Source organism: Cellulomonas humilata, from assembly GCF_030814415.1.
Classification (GTDB): Bacteria; Actinomycetota; Actinomycetes; order Actinomycetales; family Cellulomonadaceae; genus Cellulomonas; species Cellulomonas humilata_A.
The window spans coordinates 507,466-520,877 of record NZ_JAUSVB010000001.1; the positions used below are offsets into that span (position 1 = coordinate 507,466).

Below are 13,412 nucleotides of genomic sequence, written 5' to 3' on the forward strand. Positions count from 1 at the left end.
CAGGATGGCCGTCGTGTCTGAGCAGCCCGCCCCCCGCTGGTCCCGCTACGTCGCCATCGGCGACTCGTTCTCCGAGGGCCTCTGGGACGACCCCGACGGCCGTGAGGCACCGCAGCGCGGCTGGGCCGACCTGCTCGCCTCGCACCTGTCCACCCGCCGCAGCGCCGCGGGAGAGCCGCCGCTGGAGTACGCGAACCTGGCGATCCGCGGGCGGCTCCTGCGCCCGATCCTCGTCGAGCAGGTCCCCGCGGCCCTGGACCTCGGGCCCGACCTGGTGAGCCTCGTCGGCGGCGGCAACGACCTGCTCCGGCCCACCGCCGACGTCGACCGGATGGCCCGCAACCTCGAGGCGGGCGTCGTCCGGCTGCGCGAGGTCGGGGTCGACGTGCTGCTCGGCACGGGCGTCGACGCCGCCGACAGCCCGCTGATGCGGGCGACCCGCAGCCGTGTCGGGATCTACAACGCCCTCATCTGGTCGATGGCCCGCCGCCACGGCGCGTACGTCGTGGACCTGTGGGGCATGCGGTCGCTGCGCGACTGGCGGATGTGGGCCGAGGACCGCATCCACCTGACCACCGACGGGCACGCCCGCGTGGCGCAAGGTGCGCTCGTCGGGCTCGGCCTGACCCCCGACGACGCCGCCTGGGACGACCCGCTCACGCCGCTGCCGCCCACCCCCCGGATGCAGAAGGCCCGCGAGGACGCCGCCTGGGTGCGCGAGCACCTGTACCCGTGGGCGACGCGGCGGTTGCGCGGGACGTCGTCGGGCGACGACCGGACGCCCAAGCGCCCGGAGCTGTCGCCGGTGGAGTGACTCGTCAGGGGCAGTTGAGGAGCATCGTGGACGGCTGGTTGCTGACGTAGCCGTGCACCTCGAGCTGCCGTGGGGTGTCCGACGACACCTTCTCGTAGCCACCCCACGCGGTGGTGCCCTGCACGGTGACGGTCCGCGGGGAGGCGGTGCAGCCGGACGTCCCGACCAGCACGAGACCGCCCTGCCCGTCGGCCAGCGCCCTCGCGAGGAACGGGAAGCCCGGGTCCGAGAGGTTGATCGTGAGCTGCCACGTCACCGGTGAGTTCGAGGTCGAGCTGATGGTGACCCCGCGCAGGAAGTCGGTCGTCGTCGGGTAGCCCCACTCGGTCGCGTTGGTGACCGTCGCGACGCAGGTGGAGTTCGGGTTGCCCTGCACCACCGCGCAGGACAGCGCCGGCAGCGTCACCACCGTCGACGTCCACGTCGTCGGGACGCCCCAGGTCGCGATCGTCAGCGCGAGCCCGCTCGCCTGCGCGACTGCGTACGACGGCACGGTGACGGTCGTCGTCGCGCTGCCCGCCGGAAGGGTCACCACCGTGTCCGTCGTCGCGAGGGCGGTGCCCGCGGCGGTGAAGAGCCGCACCGAGGCCTGCTTCCCGCGGCACGGCACCGGGATGCTGCTGAGCACGACCTGCGTCGACGCGCCGGCGGAGACGGTGCCCGACGTCGCCGGCACGGGGACGTCGGTGCACCGCTCGAGGACGAACGCGCCGAGGTTGCGGGTCGAGAGCGAGAGCTGCGCTGCGGACGCGGGCGAGAGCGCGACGACGGCGAGCACGGCCAGCAGGGTGGCGACCAGCGCGGCGAGACGGGTGCGGGGCGTCATGGCACGACCGCCGGTTCCGGCTCGACGTCGGCCGCCGGCTCGTCGTCCTGACGCGCCGGCCAGCACAGGATGCCCGCGGCGACGAGGATGAGGGACACCCACACGACCGGGCTGAGGAACAGCGAGCTGAGGGCGCCGGCGCCGCCGACGTGCACCCGCGCGACGCCCACGACCTCGTCGCCGCGCGGGGTCCACGGGTCGGTGAAGTCGTTGTTGTCACCCTGCACCACCCAGCCGTCGTCGGCCGTGCCGCCGACGATCCGGTGGATGACGCGGACGCCGCCCATGTCCTGCGGCTGGTAGACGATCACGTCGCCGACCTCGGCCGGGCCGCACCTCGAGACCACGAGGTCGCCGGTCCGGTAGGTGCCGTCCATCGAGTGGCCGGACACGATCGTCAGGGTCGTGCACCCGCCGAGGCTCGACGGCCAGAGGAACCAGGCGCCGACGAGGGCGACGAGGACCAGAACGGCCGTCGGGAGCGCGCCGACCAGCCGACGAGACAGTGCCTCGCCGGCTGGTCGTGCCTGCTCCAGGTCGCTCATGCGTCCACCGGTCCGGTCGCGCGGGGCGACCGGGCCGTCCGATGTCAGCCGGAGATGACGACGGCGAGCTTCGCCACCGCCGAGGCCGGGACGACGGAGGGCGCGACGGCGAGCGTCGTGGTCGCGGCGCCGGTGGCCGTGAGCTCGGTGCCGATCAGGTTGTCGCCGGTGTCGAGCAGGGAGACCTTGACCGCCTTGCCGACGCAGTCGGTGAGGCCCGTGAGGACGACCGAGGTGACCTTGTAGCCGACGGGCGCGGTCGACGTGTAGCCGGTGGTGTAGGTCGCCGTGATGGGGGCCGTCTGGCACGGGGCGACGACGGTCGTCGTGGCGCCGAGCGTGCTGCTCGAGGCGTTGAGCTGAGCGGCGGCGGCGAGCGAGAGGCCGGCGATGCCGACGATGGCGAGGCCGATCGCGGCGGACTTGCGGGTGGTGGAGCGCTTCGAAGCCATGAGATCTCCTGGTGAGGACGAGGTGCGAGCCGACGGCGGAACCCGCAGCGCTCGGGTGGACGCGTCGCCGAGGAGCGGCGGGGGTCCGTGCTGACGTGACGCTAGGTGTCATCGGCACGGTGCCCGCTGGGGCCCGGGGTGGCAGCACCCACCCCGCCCGGGATGCCCGGTTCTTTCACCCCGCACAGAGGAGACGCATGCGTCAAGTCGGACACTGGTCCAACCGGGTGACGCACCGGCCGCTACGCCAGACCCGCCCCCAGGGGCAGCCACGCCTCGAGGTGAGCGCCCTTCTCGGGGCCCGGCGTCAGCGACAGCCGGCCCCCGACCAACGAGAGCCGCGTGTCCAGCCGCGCGGTGCCCGACGGCAGGCCCGCGGCCGCCGGGACGTACAGCTCCCCGTCGTTGCGGACGCTCACGTGCAGGACGTCCTGCGCCACGTCGAGCGAGACGGCGATCGACGTCGCCGGCCCGTGCTTGAGCGCGTTCGACACGGCCTCCTCGACCACGCGCACGGCGAGCAGCCGCTCGCTGACAGTGAGGCGCGAGCAGGTGGGGTCGTCGAACGACCGGACCGCGTCGCTGACCGAGAGGCGCGTCGCGATGCTCGCGGGGAGCCGACCCAGCAGCGCCCGTAGCGCCGGGACCAGTCCCAGCTCCAGGCGGTCGGGATACAGGAGCCGGCTCATCTGGCGCACGTCGATCTCCCGCGCCTCGTCGAGCTCCGCGCGCACCCAGGTCAAGGACTGCGCATCGGCGGGGTCCATCCCGTCGGCGTGCCCGAGGACCTCGCCCAGCCGGGCGTCGACCAGGATCAGCTTCGACTGCAGCGTGCCGTGCAGCCCCTCGGCCACCGCCCGGCGCACCCGGATCTCCTCCTGCTCGAGCGCCTTGACCGCAAGCTCGACGTGGACGGCCTCGCGCGTGGCCGCGCGGGTCCGGATGCGAGCCGTCTGGCGGGTGGCCAGCGCCCACATCCCGATCCCGGCGGAGATCATGCCGAGCAGGAACCCGCTGAGCACCTCCGCGTCGCGCGTGGACGCCGTCGGCTCGTCGTACACCCCGAAGACGAGCTGGGCCAGGTACCGGGCGATTCCCGCGGCGGCCGCCGCGCCGAGCACGGCCAGGATCTTCAGCCACCAGCGGTGTGCCCGGTGGGCCTGGACGGCCGCGAGGACGGTGATGAGCACGACGACGGCGGTCCCGTTCGCTGCCAGCCGGGACCCCAGCGACACCGACTCCCACTCGGGGACGAGGTTGGCGTAGACGTAGGTGGACTGCAGCGCCGCGCCGACGCCGTAGCCGAGCGCGATGATCGCCGACCCTCGTAGGAGCGTGATCTGGTCCTGCCGGCTGTCCCGCCGGGCCTGCGCGACGACGGCGGCGGAGCCGGTCGACGACGAAGCCATCGTGCCCGCCTCCATCTGTTCCACCTGAACGAGCGAGTGACGTTCAGGGTCCACCCGCGTGGGCCCGCGCATCGGACCCGGCCGCAGACGATACTGGCGGCGATGACTGTTCCTACCACCGGCCTCCTCCGCGTCGCGATCGTCGAGGACCAGCCCCTGTTCCGCTCGATGCTCGAGCACACGCTGTCCGGGACCACCGGGCTGCAGGTCGTCGCTGCCGTCGGCACCGTCACGGAGGCCGCCCGCGTGCTGCGGCCGGGGTCCGTCGACTGCGTGATCCTGGACATCGACCTGCCCGACGGGAACGGCATCGCCCTCGGGGTGACGCTGCGCCGCCGCACCCCCACGCTCGGCATCCTGCTGCTCTCCGCGCACGACGCGATGGACCTCCTGCTGGACCTGCCCGCGGACGTGGCGGCCGGCTGGGGCTACCTGTCGAAGACGTCGTCGACGAGCGAAGAGGTGCTGGTCAACGCGGTGCGGGCCGCGGCCGTCGGCGAGACGGTGCTCGATCCCGCGCTGCTGGCACGGATGACGCCCCGGGCCGGGTCCGACGTCGCACGGCTCACCGACCGGCAGTACGAGGTGCTCCGCCTGCTGGCCGCGGGACTGTCGAACGCGGGCATCGGGGACCGGCTCGGCATCACCGAGAAGTCCGTGCAGAACCACGTCAACGGCATGTACGCGACGCTCGGGATCGACGCCGACCCGCAGCGCAACCCGCGCGTCAGCGCCGCCCTGAAGCTGCTCGAGGAGACCGGTCCCGCCACCTGATCCGTCTCGCCAGGTTCACCCGCCATGATCGACGCATGAGCGAGCACCGTGGCGACGCGAGTCCCCCGACCACCACCACGACCGTCCGGGGAGAGGACTGGTACGCACGGGACCTGTCCAGGCAGGAGTTCCGCAACGTCGAGTTCGTGGACCTCGACCTCACCGAGACGTTCGGCGTCGGCGCCGTGTTCGAGGAGTGCGTGTTCCGGCACGCGAAGCTCAACGCCTCCGTGCACACCGACGCCGCGTTCATGAACTGCACGTTCACGCGGTCCACGTTCTTCGACGTGCGGTTCGAGCGGTGCAAGCTGATCGGCTCCCGGTTCGAGGACTGCACCTGGGACATCGCCAAGGTCGAGGGCGGCAACTGGTCGTTCGTCTCGCTGACCAAGGCGGACCTGCACTCGGCGTCGTTCAGGGGCGTGCGACTGCGCGAGGCGGACCTGACCGCTGTCCGAGCCGCGGGCGGGACCCTGCGCGACTGCGACCTGTCCGGCGCGTGGCTGGACCGCGCCGACCTGACCGGCTGCGACCTGCGCGGCAGTGAGCTGGCCGGCATCGACCCCACGACGGTGACGCTCGACCGGGCGATCATCACGCTCCCGCAGGCCGTGACGATCATCGAGGCGATGGGACTGGACCTGCGGGTGGACTGACAGCATCGAGTGGAGCCCCCTATCGGATTCGAACCGATGACCCCCTGTTTACAAGACAGGTGCTCTGGCCGACTGAGCTAAGGAGGCGGGCGCGCCCAGGATAACCGGGCGCCCCGTTGCTGGGGCGCCCGGTCACCGCAGGGTCAGGACTTGGCGGCGTCGACCGCCTGCTTCAGGGCGCCGGGGGTCTGCCACTCGGTGAACGGCTCACCGTTGATCAGGACGGTGGGCGTCGAGAACTCGGGCACGTCGGTGCCCGCCTGGTTGGTCGCCGCGGCGCTCCAGGGGGCGAAGATCCGCCAGGTGCCCGCCACGGACTCCTCGTCCTGGGTGGCGAAGGTGCCGTCCACGGTGTCGGTGAACGTCGCGGTGACCTCCGCGGGGACGCCGAGGTCCTCGGCGATCTGGGCGATCTCGGCGTCGGAGCGACCCGACGTGCCCTCGGCCGGCTGGTCCTTGTACAACGCGGTCACGAAGTCGGTGAAGTGCTCCGGCGACTTGTCGGCGACGATCGCCGTGGCGTTGACCGTGCGCGTCGAGTACGAGCTGCCCGCGGCGAGCCGGTCGAGGATGGAGACCGGGTGGTACGTGATGGTCACGCCGCCCTCCTCCAGCATCGCGTCCATGTCGGCCGAGTTGGTCTGGTCGAACTGGCCGCAGTAGGGGCACATGTAGTCGAAGTAGACCGTGAGGTCGACATCACCCTCGCCGACCACACCGACGTCGTCGCCGCTGGGGCCGCTGACGGGGATACCGCCCTTGTCGTTCGCGGGGGCGGGCGAGGTGACGTCGTCCAGCGTGGGCGCGATCACGCCCTCGGTGTCCTGGCCGTAGACGACGTTCGAGTTGGCGGCCTCGTTGGCCTTGTTCTGGTTGAGGATCGAGAAGACGACGGCGACGAGCGCGACGACGGCGACGACGAGGCCGCCGATCGCGAGGATGCGGTTCCGCTTGGCCTTGCGCTCCTGCTCCTTGCGCATCTGCGCGGCCTTGGCGCGGGCTTCGTCGCGGCGTACTGCCTTGGTGGGACGCGGGTCGTTGGTGGGCATGGGTGCTCCTGGTACGTGGGTCGGGCAGCGGGTGACTGGGGTGGGTGCGGCTGTCAGGCCACTGCCGGCGGACCCCGTCGCGCGATGCTGCCCACCAGCACCCGCTCCGTCCAGGTGGCGACGACCGGGCCCGGCTGGAGGCGGAGTCGGCCGTGCACCGGCATCGGGCCGACGGCACGCAGCGCGCCGCGCAGAGCCCGGCCGACGAGCAGCCGCACCTGCCGTGCAGCGCGCACGAGCAGGGCCGACAGGCCGACCCCGCACACGGTGAGCAAGAGGTAGAGGGAGGCGACGGGCGCGGCCACGCTGAGCAGCACGACGGCGCCCTGCGACATGGCGCCCAGCCCGTAGGTACCCTCCGGGCAGTCCGCGGCGTCGCGAAGGACCGACAGGCGCAGGCCGAGCGGGCCGAGGACGCCGGCGGCGCTGACGCAGTCGTGCAGCAGCACCCGGCCGTGGGCGGCGACGACAGCGGCGAACCCCGCGAACGCGACCGCAGCGAACGGCGGGCGCGACGCGGCCAGGTGCAGCCCTCGACGCGCGGTCATGCGGGACAGCGTAGGGCGCCCGGCTGTGATCACGGCACGCGAGGGTGGCGGACCACCTCGACGTCGAACCCGAACGACCGCTTCCAGTCCTGCGCCAGCCGCCCGCCGGCCCGGCGCACGATCCCGCGCAGCCACCACTCGTCGGGGTCGATCCCCGGGAACGCGTGCTCCATCAGCAGCGGCTGGAACCGTGCGTCGATCGTCGTGACCCGGCGCCGGAACCCCGCCATCTCAGGGAAGCCCGCGAGAGTCGGGTGGACCATCGCCGCCTCGATCGTCGTCCGGGCCATCGCCTCGTTGCCGTACGCGAACTCGTCGCCCCGGTACCCGCGCTCGCACTCGGCCACGAAGCTGGCCCAGCGGTCGAGCAACTCCGCGGGGGTGTCGTCGCGCCACACGCCGCGAGCGCGGACCACCGCGCGGAACGCCTCCTCGAACGCAGTCACTTGGCGATCTCGCGCAGGAAGTACTCGTAACCCTCGTCGGGACGGAAGTAGGCCACGATCACGTCGCCGCGGAACACCCCGAGCGCCCCGTTGCGGTGGTCGAAGCGGACCACGTCGCCGTTGCTGCGGCGCCCTGCCACGACCTCGGCCTCTGCTTCTGCGGACATGTCTGCGCCTCCCCCGGGTCACCGAGCCTTCACCCAAGAGGGTGAGTGGTCGACACGCCAGGCGGGTCCCGCATCGCGAGACGGCAAGCGCCCGTCCAAAACGGTTAGGGCAGCACCGGGGTGGGCAGCGGCGCCCACGTGATGGGGGCTCCCGTGAGGATCTGCACGATGAACACGGAGGACGCGGCCAGCAGGATGACGGTCGCGACGAGCGCGCCGAGCGGCCCCGGGGCGATGACCGCCAGCACGCGTCGGGCGCCGGTGCGGGTCATGAGCGACAACGGCCCCCACCAGACGACGGCCGCGCCGAGCAGCACGAACACCCCCACCAGGATCGTGGCCGTCAGGCCCTGCGGCTCCTGGCCGGACGGCGAGTCACCCACCACCCAGTGGTCGTTGCCGACGAGCCACCAGGACACCCCGAGCAGGATGACGACGATGCTGCCGGCGACGACGAGCGACGGCACCAGCCCGACGACCGAGCGCAGCAGGTGCCACGGCGCGGTCGCGACGGCGACCGCCCGGTCCGAGCGCTTGACACCGCCCCGTTCCCGCCGCCCGTACATGGCCTCGACCGTGGACCCGATCGTCCGCACGACCACGACGAGGAGCACGAACACCACGAGCGTGACGCCCGGGTAGAGGGCCCCCGCCGACCCCAGGAGGAGCGCGGCCGCGAGCAGCGTGCCCCAGCGCCGCTGCGCCGGTGGGCGCTCGTAGCCGGACCCCTCCGGCTCCGGCTCCTCGGACGCGTCGAGGTCCCCCTCGATCCACCCGACCCCGTCGGGGTCCTCGTCCCAGTCCTCGACCTCCGGCTCCTCGACGATGGTCGGGTCGAACGCGCGCGTCTGCCCGTCGTTGGCGGCGACGACGGGCGCGACGTGCGCGACCGGCGCCACGGCCGCCGCGGCAACCACCGGCGCGACGGCCACGGTCGCCGGCTCCGGGCCCAGGACGGTCGTCCCGAGCACGTCGTCCTCGGTGAGCACGGTGGTCTCGGTCTCGTCGGCGATCGGCTCGCCCTCCGCGACCACCAGCGTGAGCGCGGCGACAACGTCGTCGGGGGCGGTGCGGTCGGCCGGGACGGGTGCGAGCGCGCCGCGCAGCGCCGTCGCGGTCAACGGCCCGAGGCCGTCGAGGTCCACGTCGCCCGAGCGGGCGCGCGCGAGCACGGCCTCCAGCGGGCGGGAGCCGAACGGCGGCCGGCCCGTGGCGGCGAACACGAGGACCGCCGCCCAGCCCCAGAAGTCGGACGCGTCGTCCGGCTCGGCGCCGTCCAGCAGCTCGGGCGCCAGGTACCCGGGGGTGCCCAGGACGAGGCCGTCGGCGGTCAGCTTGGAGTCGTCGGCGGCCTGCGCGAGCCCGAAGTCGATGAGCACGGGGCCGTCGTCGCCGACGATGACGTTGGACGGCTTGAGGTCGCGGTGCACCACGCCGGCGCCGTGCACCGCGACGAGCGTGTCGCGCAGGCCTTCCGCCAGGTCGAGCAGCTCCTCGGCGTCCAGCGTGCCGCGCTCGCGCACGTGCTCCTCGAGGTTGTCGCCCGACACCAGCTCGGTGACCAGGAACGCCTCCGTGGAGTCGGCCTCGGCGTCCAGGACCGCGGCGACACCCGGGTGCTTGAGCTTCTGCAGGGCGTGCACCTCACGCCGCAGCCGGTCCCGGGTCACCGCGTCGGAACCGACGTGCGGGTGCAGCAGCTTGAGCGCGACGGCGTCACCGCCCCCGTCCACCGCGCGGTACACGGTCCCCATCCCGCCCGAGCCGAGAGGGGCGACGACGGTGTAGCCCCCGATCTCCGAGCCCGGCTCCAGACCGATCCGTTCCATCCAGGCACCGTATCCGGCGCCTCGCGGTGACTGCTGGGCAACGCGCGGTACGACCTGCACGGATAGGGTCGGACCCGACCCGAGGAGTTGATCCCTTGCCTTCCGACGCGCCCGCGCACGGCTACGACTTCGTCGTCGTCGCGAACCGTCTTCCCGTGGACGTGAGCCTGGACGACGACGGCGAACCCACCTGGACCCGATCCCCCGGCGGTCTCGTCACGGCGCTCGCGCCCGTGATGGCGAGCACGTCCGGCGCCTGGGTCGGCTGGGGCGGCTCGCCCGACCTCGAGCTCAAGCCGTTCGACGTGGACGGCACCGAGCTGATCCCGGTCGTGCTGACCGAGGACGACCTGGAGAAGTTCTACGAGGGCTTCTCCAACGACACCCTCTGGCCGCTCTACCACGACGTCATCGAGCCCCCGGCGTTCCACCGCCAGTGGTGGGACTCGTACCAGAAGGTGAACCGGCGCTTCGCTCAGGCGGCCGCCGACCAGGCCGCGCAGGGCGCGACCGTGTGGGTGCACGACTACCAGCTGCAGCTGGTCCCCAAGATGCTCCGGGAGCTGCGGCCCGACCTGCGCATCGGGTACTTCCACCACATCCCCTTCCCGCCGCTGGAGCTGTTCGCGCAGCTGCCGTGGCGCGTGCAGGTGATCGAGGGGCTGCTCGGCGCGGACCTCGTCGGCTTCCAGCGGGCGGGCGACGCGGCGAACTTCGTGCGCATCGTGCGTCGGCTCACGGACCTCACGACGCGCGGGCAGATGGTCACGCTGTCCGAGGCCGAGGGGCACACCGGGCGCGGCCGGCACGTGCGCGCCGCCGCGTTCCCCATCTCGATCGACTCGCACGCGTTCGACGAGCTGGCTCGCACGGACGCCGTCCGCGAGCGCGCGCTGCAGATCCGTCGCGAGCTGGGCGACCCCGAGTTCCTGCTGCTCGGCGTGGACCGTCTCGACTACACCAAGGGCATCCGGCACCGCATCAAGGCCTACGGCGAGCTGCTGCTGGACGGCCGGCTGTCCCCGCAGAGCACGACCCTCGTGCAGGTGGCCAGCCCGAGCCGGGAGAACGTGGGCGCCTACCAGCAGCTGCGCGACGACGTGGAGCTGCTGGTCGGGCGCATCAACGGCGACTACGGGCAGGTGGGCCACGCGCCCGTGCAGTACCTGCACCAGTCGTTCCCCATGGAGGAGATGGCGGCCCTGTACCTCGCGGCGGACGTCATGCTCGTCACGGCCCTGCGCGACGGCATGAACCTGGTGGCCAAGGAGTACGTGGCGGCCCGGTCCGACGACCGTGGCGCGCTGGTGCTCTCCGAGTTCACGGGTGCTGCCGACGAGCTCACCGGCTCGGTGCTGGTGAACCCGCACGACATCGACGGGATGAAGGACGCGATCACGTACGCCGTGCACATGGACGCCCGCGAGTCACGCAAACGCATGCGCCGGCTGCGCAGACGCGTGCTCGGGCACGACGTCGTCGCCTGGTCCGAGGACTTCCTGGCCGCCCTCAACGCCGTCCCCGTGCGAGCCTCCCGTGACTGACGCGCTGCTGACGGCCCTGACCGCGCTCGCGGACGACCCGGCCCGCCGACCGCTCCTGGTCGCGCTCGACTTCGACGGCACCCTCGCCCCGCTGCAGGACGACCCGTCCGCGTCGCGCATCCTCCCGGCGGGTGTCGAGGTGCTCGCCCGGCTGGCGGGGACGCCGGGGGTCGCGCTCGCGCTGGTGTCCGGCCGGGCGATGCACGACCTGCACGTCCTGGCGCAGGTGCCCGCGGGCACGTTCCTCATCGGCAGCCACGGGGCCGAGCGCGCACGCGTCACCACGTTCGGGCTCGACCGCGACGTGGTCCAGCTGACCGACGAGCAGGCCGACCGCCTGGCGTCGCTCGGTGCGGAGGCGGCGCGGATCGCCCGGGGCCGGGACGGTGTCTGGGTGGAGACCAAGCCGACCGCCGTCGTCGTGCACACCCGCCTGGCGGAGGCGTCGGTCGCCGAGCCTGCGGAGCAGGAGGCGATCGCTCTCGGGGAACGGCTCGGCTCGGGCGTCCTGCACGGGAAGGACGTCGTCGAGATCTCGGTGCTGCGCGCGAGCAAGGGCGAGGCGCTCACGGCGCTGCGCGACGAGCTCGGCGCCCCCGTCGTGCTGTACGCCGGCGACGACGTGACCGACGAGCACGCGTTCGACGCCCTCCTCGACGCCGACCTGACGGTCAAGGTCGGCCACGGGACGACGGCCGCGCGGTACCGGGTCGACGACCCGGACGCGCTCGTCGCTGCGCTGGCGACCCTCGCCGACCAGCTGTAAGGACCTCACCCGCCCCCTGCTGGTCGGTGGTGAGGTCCAGGCGTAGCGTGCGCCTCATGCCCGGCCGGATGCACGAGGTCGAGCTCGTCGAGGTGGCGGACGAGCTCGAACGCGCGCGGTCCCGCGCGGGCAGGGACCTCCCCGATCCCCGAGAGCTCGCCGACGTCGAGCCCTCCGACGACGTCGCCGCGGCCCGGACCTGGGTGCGTCGGCACGCCCCCTGGCTCGTCGCGTCCATCGCGGTCGTCGTCGGCTCGCTCGCCGTCACCCAGCTCGTCCTCGACCACCGCGAGGACGCCCGGGTGGCCGCCCTGGCCGCCATCCCCGGCGTGGTGCCGCCGGTCGACGCGTCGATCGGCGTGCTCTGGCGGGCAGACCCCGAGCTCGCACCCGCGCTCCGGTCCGGCGCGGTGGTGGACGGTCTGCTCGTCGGGGGCGCTCAGGACGGGTCGCGCGACCCTGTGATCATCGGTCTCGACCCCAGCACGGGCGACGTCGCGTGGCGCACCCCGGTGGAGCTGCCCACCACCCCGCAGGCGACCCCGACGGGCGTGTCACCGGAGCTGTGGATCTCCTGCAGCGCCGTGCAGCACGGGGAGTCGCAGGTGGCCGCGTGCATCGCCCAGCAGTTCGGTGCGGACGTCGCGGGGATCCCGCCGTCGTCGGTCTGGGTGCTCGACCCGGCCGACGGCGAGCTTCTGGCGGACCGCGAGGTCGAGGGCGGCTGGGGGCTGGCGTTCGTCGACGGCGCCCTCGTGGTCGCGCAGCCGGCGACCGGCGGCACGGGCCGGTGGGACGTCGTCGCGACCGACGTGGTCAGCGGCGCAGACCGCTGGACGTGGACGACGCCCCGGACGGCCACCGTCGGCGACCAGGAACCCAGCGGTACGGCGTCCCTCCAGACGTTCGACGACGCCCTCGTCCTCACCGTCGACACCCACTCCTGGGTCCTCACCACGGCCGGCGAGCCTGTGCTCGACGTCCAGCTGGGCGAGAACACGTGGCTCGAGATGGCCCGCGCGGGGGTCTTCATCGAGAGCACGTGGACGTCGTCCGCGTACAGCGGCACGCTCCTGCTCGCCGACGGGTCCCGCGTCCCCATCGACGAGACCGCCGGGTGGCTCGCGGTCGACGACGGCTCCGCACCGGACGTCATCTTCACGGTGGGGCAGGCCCCGGGGGGCGCCGACGGCCTCACCGGTCGCTCGGCGGCGACCGGTGAGCGGCTGTGGCACGTGCCGGGGACGATCGTGACGAGCCTCCTGCTCGACGGGACGGTGTACGTCGCGAGCTCGACCGACCTGGTCGCCGTCGAGGCCACCACGGGCGACATCCTCTGGACCACCGAGATCGACCACATGCCCCAGCAGCTGTCGACCGACGGCCGCTACCTGCTGCTGCCGGGCCCGGGCGTGACCCTCGAGGCGTACACGCTGACCGACGGCGAGCTGGCGTGGACCGCGGACCTCGCCCAGGAGGTCGCCGGGGACGGGGCGACCGTGTACGTGCAGGGCTTCCAGGCGGGCTGGCGCGACCCGCGGCTGTACGTGTGGACGGACACCGGCGCGGTGGCGGTCCTGGGCTGAC

General features: G+C 73.1%; 15 protein-coding genes and 1 tRNA gene. 6 read left to right on the plus strand and 10 right to left on the minus strand.

Going from position 1 to position 13,412, the window contains the following annotated elements; translation table 11 throughout:
- Positions 1-4: 4 nt before the first annotated feature.
- A complete protein-coding gene (locus J2X26_RS02255) occupies positions 5-814 on the plus strand; it encodes an SGNH/GDSL hydrolase family protein (protein WP_307489461.1) in 810 nt (269 codons plus the stop codon).
- A 4-nt stretch (positions 815-818) separates the two neighbouring features.
- On the opposite strand, the gene J2X26_RS02260 is transcribed toward J2X26_RS02255, so the two are convergent.
- The 4 genes from J2X26_RS02260 to J2X26_RS02275 form a co-directional block, all read right to left on the minus strand.
- Entirely contained in the window at positions 819-1,640 is an 822-nt protein-coding gene (locus J2X26_RS02260) for a hypothetical protein (protein ID WP_307489463.1), read from the minus strand.
- Positions 1,637-2,185: a S24/S26 family peptidase gene (locus J2X26_RS02265; protein ID WP_307489465.1), complete on the minus strand. Its 549-nt coding sequence runs from the start codon at positions 2,183-2,185 to the stop codon at positions 1,637-1,639. The genes J2X26_RS02260 and J2X26_RS02265 overlap by 4 nt, the downstream gene beginning before the upstream one ends.
- Positions 2,186-2,229: 44 nt before the next feature.
- On the minus strand, positions 2,230-2,637 hold the full coding sequence (locus J2X26_RS02270; protein WP_307489468.1) for a hypothetical protein: 408 nt from the start codon (positions 2,635-2,637) through the stop codon (positions 2,230-2,232).
- Positions 2,638-2,879: 242 nt separating this feature from the next.
- A complete protein-coding gene (locus tag J2X26_RS02275; protein WP_307489470.1) occupies positions 2,880-4,046 on the minus strand; it encodes a sensor histidine kinase in 1,167 nt (388 codons plus the stop codon).
- 102 nt (positions 4,047-4,148) lie between these two features.
- Between J2X26_RS02275 and J2X26_RS02280 the strand changes: the two genes are divergently transcribed.
- Positions 4,149-4,820, plus strand: coding sequence for a response regulator transcription factor (locus J2X26_RS02280; RefSeq protein WP_307489472.1), 672 nt, complete (start codon positions 4,149-4,151; stop codon positions 4,818-4,820).
- A 35-nt stretch (positions 4,821-4,855) separates the two neighbouring features.
- A complete protein-coding gene (locus J2X26_RS02285; RefSeq protein WP_307489474.1) occupies positions 4,856-5,476 on the plus strand; it encodes a pentapeptide repeat-containing protein in 621 nt (206 codons plus the stop codon).
- A gap of 10 nt (positions 5,477-5,486) precedes the next feature.
- Here J2X26_RS02285 and J2X26_RS02290 read toward each other — a convergent pair.
- From J2X26_RS02290 to J2X26_RS02315, 6 genes are all read right to left on the minus strand, one after another.
- Positions 5,487-5,563 (minus strand) — tRNA-Thr (locus J2X26_RS02290).
- A 56-nt stretch (positions 5,564-5,619) separates the two neighbouring features.
- Entirely contained in the window at positions 5,620-6,525 is a 906-nt protein-coding gene (locus J2X26_RS02295) for a DsbA family protein (RefSeq protein WP_307489476.1), read from the minus strand.
- A 53-nt stretch (positions 6,526-6,578) separates the two neighbouring features.
- Positions 6,579-7,073, minus strand: coding sequence for a hypothetical protein (locus J2X26_RS02300; RefSeq protein ID WP_307489478.1), 495 nt, complete (start codon positions 7,071-7,073; stop codon positions 6,579-6,581).
- A 29-nt stretch (positions 7,074-7,102) separates the two neighbouring features.
- A complete protein-coding gene (locus J2X26_RS02305) occupies positions 7,103-7,519 on the minus strand; it encodes a hypothetical protein (protein WP_307489480.1) in 417 nt (138 codons plus the stop codon).
- Positions 7,516-7,686 (minus strand): hypothetical protein, encoded by a 171-nt coding sequence (locus J2X26_RS02310; RefSeq protein ID WP_157453900.1) that lies wholly within the window; start codon positions 7,684-7,686, stop codon positions 7,516-7,518. The genes J2X26_RS02305 and J2X26_RS02310 overlap by 4 nt, the downstream gene beginning before the upstream one ends.
- 104 nt (positions 7,687-7,790) lie before the next feature.
- Positions 7,791-9,515, minus strand: coding sequence for a serine/threonine-protein kinase (locus J2X26_RS02315; protein WP_307489483.1), 1,725 nt, complete (start codon positions 9,513-9,515; stop codon positions 7,791-7,793).
- 95 nt (positions 9,516-9,610) lie between these two features.
- Between J2X26_RS02315 and J2X26_RS02320 the strand changes: the two genes are divergently transcribed.
- Genes J2X26_RS02320 through J2X26_RS02330 form a run of 3 tightly spaced genes read left to right on the plus strand, consistent with a single transcriptional unit; the run spans position 9,611 to position 13,411 of the window.
- Complete coding sequence (locus J2X26_RS02320) at positions 9,611-11,059, plus strand: alpha,alpha-trehalose-phosphate synthase (UDP-forming) (RefSeq protein WP_307489485.1); 1,449 nt, start codon at positions 9,611-9,613, stop codon at positions 11,057-11,059.
- Positions 11,052-11,825 carry a trehalose-phosphatase gene (gene otsB, locus J2X26_RS02325; RefSeq protein WP_307489487.1) on the plus strand — a complete coding sequence of 258 codons (774 nt, stop codon included), beginning with the start codon at positions 11,052-11,054 and terminating at the stop codon, positions 11,823-11,825. Before J2X26_RS02320 ends, otsB begins: the two co-directional genes overlap by 8 nt.
- A 56-nt stretch (positions 11,826-11,881) precedes the next feature.
- Positions 11,882-13,411 carry an outer membrane protein assembly factor BamB family protein gene (locus J2X26_RS02330; RefSeq protein ID WP_307489489.1) on the plus strand — a complete coding sequence of 510 codons (1,530 nt, stop codon included), beginning with the start codon at positions 11,882-11,884 and terminating at the stop codon, positions 13,409-13,411.
- Position 13,412: the final 1 nt, after the last annotated feature.

What these genes read in the sequence shown, in the direction of transcription:
- J2X26_RS02255 (WP_307489461.1), top strand. Translation starts at nt 5, where the DNA reads ATGGCCGTCGTGTCTGAGCAGCCCGCCCCCCGCTGGTCCCGCTACGTC.
- J2X26_RS02260 (WP_307489463.1), bottom strand. Translation starts at nt 1,640, where the DNA reads ATGACGCCCCGCACCCGTCTCGCCGCGCTGGTCGCCACCCTGCTGGCC.
- J2X26_RS02265 (WP_307489465.1), bottom strand. Translation starts at nt 2,185, where the DNA reads ATGAGCGACCTGGAGCAGGCACGACCAGCCGGCGAGGCACTGTCTCGT.
- J2X26_RS02270 (WP_307489468.1), bottom strand. Translation starts at nt 2,637, where the DNA reads ATGGCTTCGAAGCGCTCCACCACCCGCAAGTCCGCCGCGATCGGCCTC.
- J2X26_RS02275 (WP_307489470.1), bottom strand. Translation starts at nt 4,046, where the DNA reads ATGGCTTCGTCGTCGACCGGCTCCGCCGCCGTCGTCGCGCAGGCCCGG.
- J2X26_RS02280 (WP_307489472.1), top strand. Translation starts at nt 4,149, where the DNA reads ATGACTGTTCCTACCACCGGCCTCCTCCGCGTCGCGATCGTCGAGGAC.
- J2X26_RS02285 (WP_307489474.1), top strand. Translation starts at nt 4,856, where the DNA reads ATGAGCGAGCACCGTGGCGACGCGAGTCCCCCGACCACCACCACGACC.
- J2X26_RS02295 (WP_307489476.1), bottom strand. Translation starts at nt 6,525, where the DNA reads ATGCCCACCAACGACCCGCGTCCCACCAAGGCAGTACGCCGCGACGAA.
- J2X26_RS02300 (WP_307489478.1), bottom strand. Translation starts at nt 7,073, where the DNA reads ATGACCGCGCGTCGAGGGCTGCACCTGGCCGCGTCGCGCCCGCCGTTC.
- J2X26_RS02310 (WP_157453900.1), bottom strand. Translation starts at nt 7,686, where the DNA reads ATGTCCGCAGAAGCAGAGGCCGAGGTCGTGGCAGGGCGCCGCAGCAAC.
- J2X26_RS02315 (WP_307489483.1), bottom strand. Translation starts at nt 9,515, where the DNA reads ATGGAACGGATCGGTCTGGAGCCGGGCTCGGAGATCGGGGGCTACACC.
- J2X26_RS02330 (WP_307489489.1), top strand. Translation starts at nt 11,882, where the DNA reads ATGCCCGGCCGGATGCACGAGGTCGAGCTCGTCGAGGTGGCGGACGAG.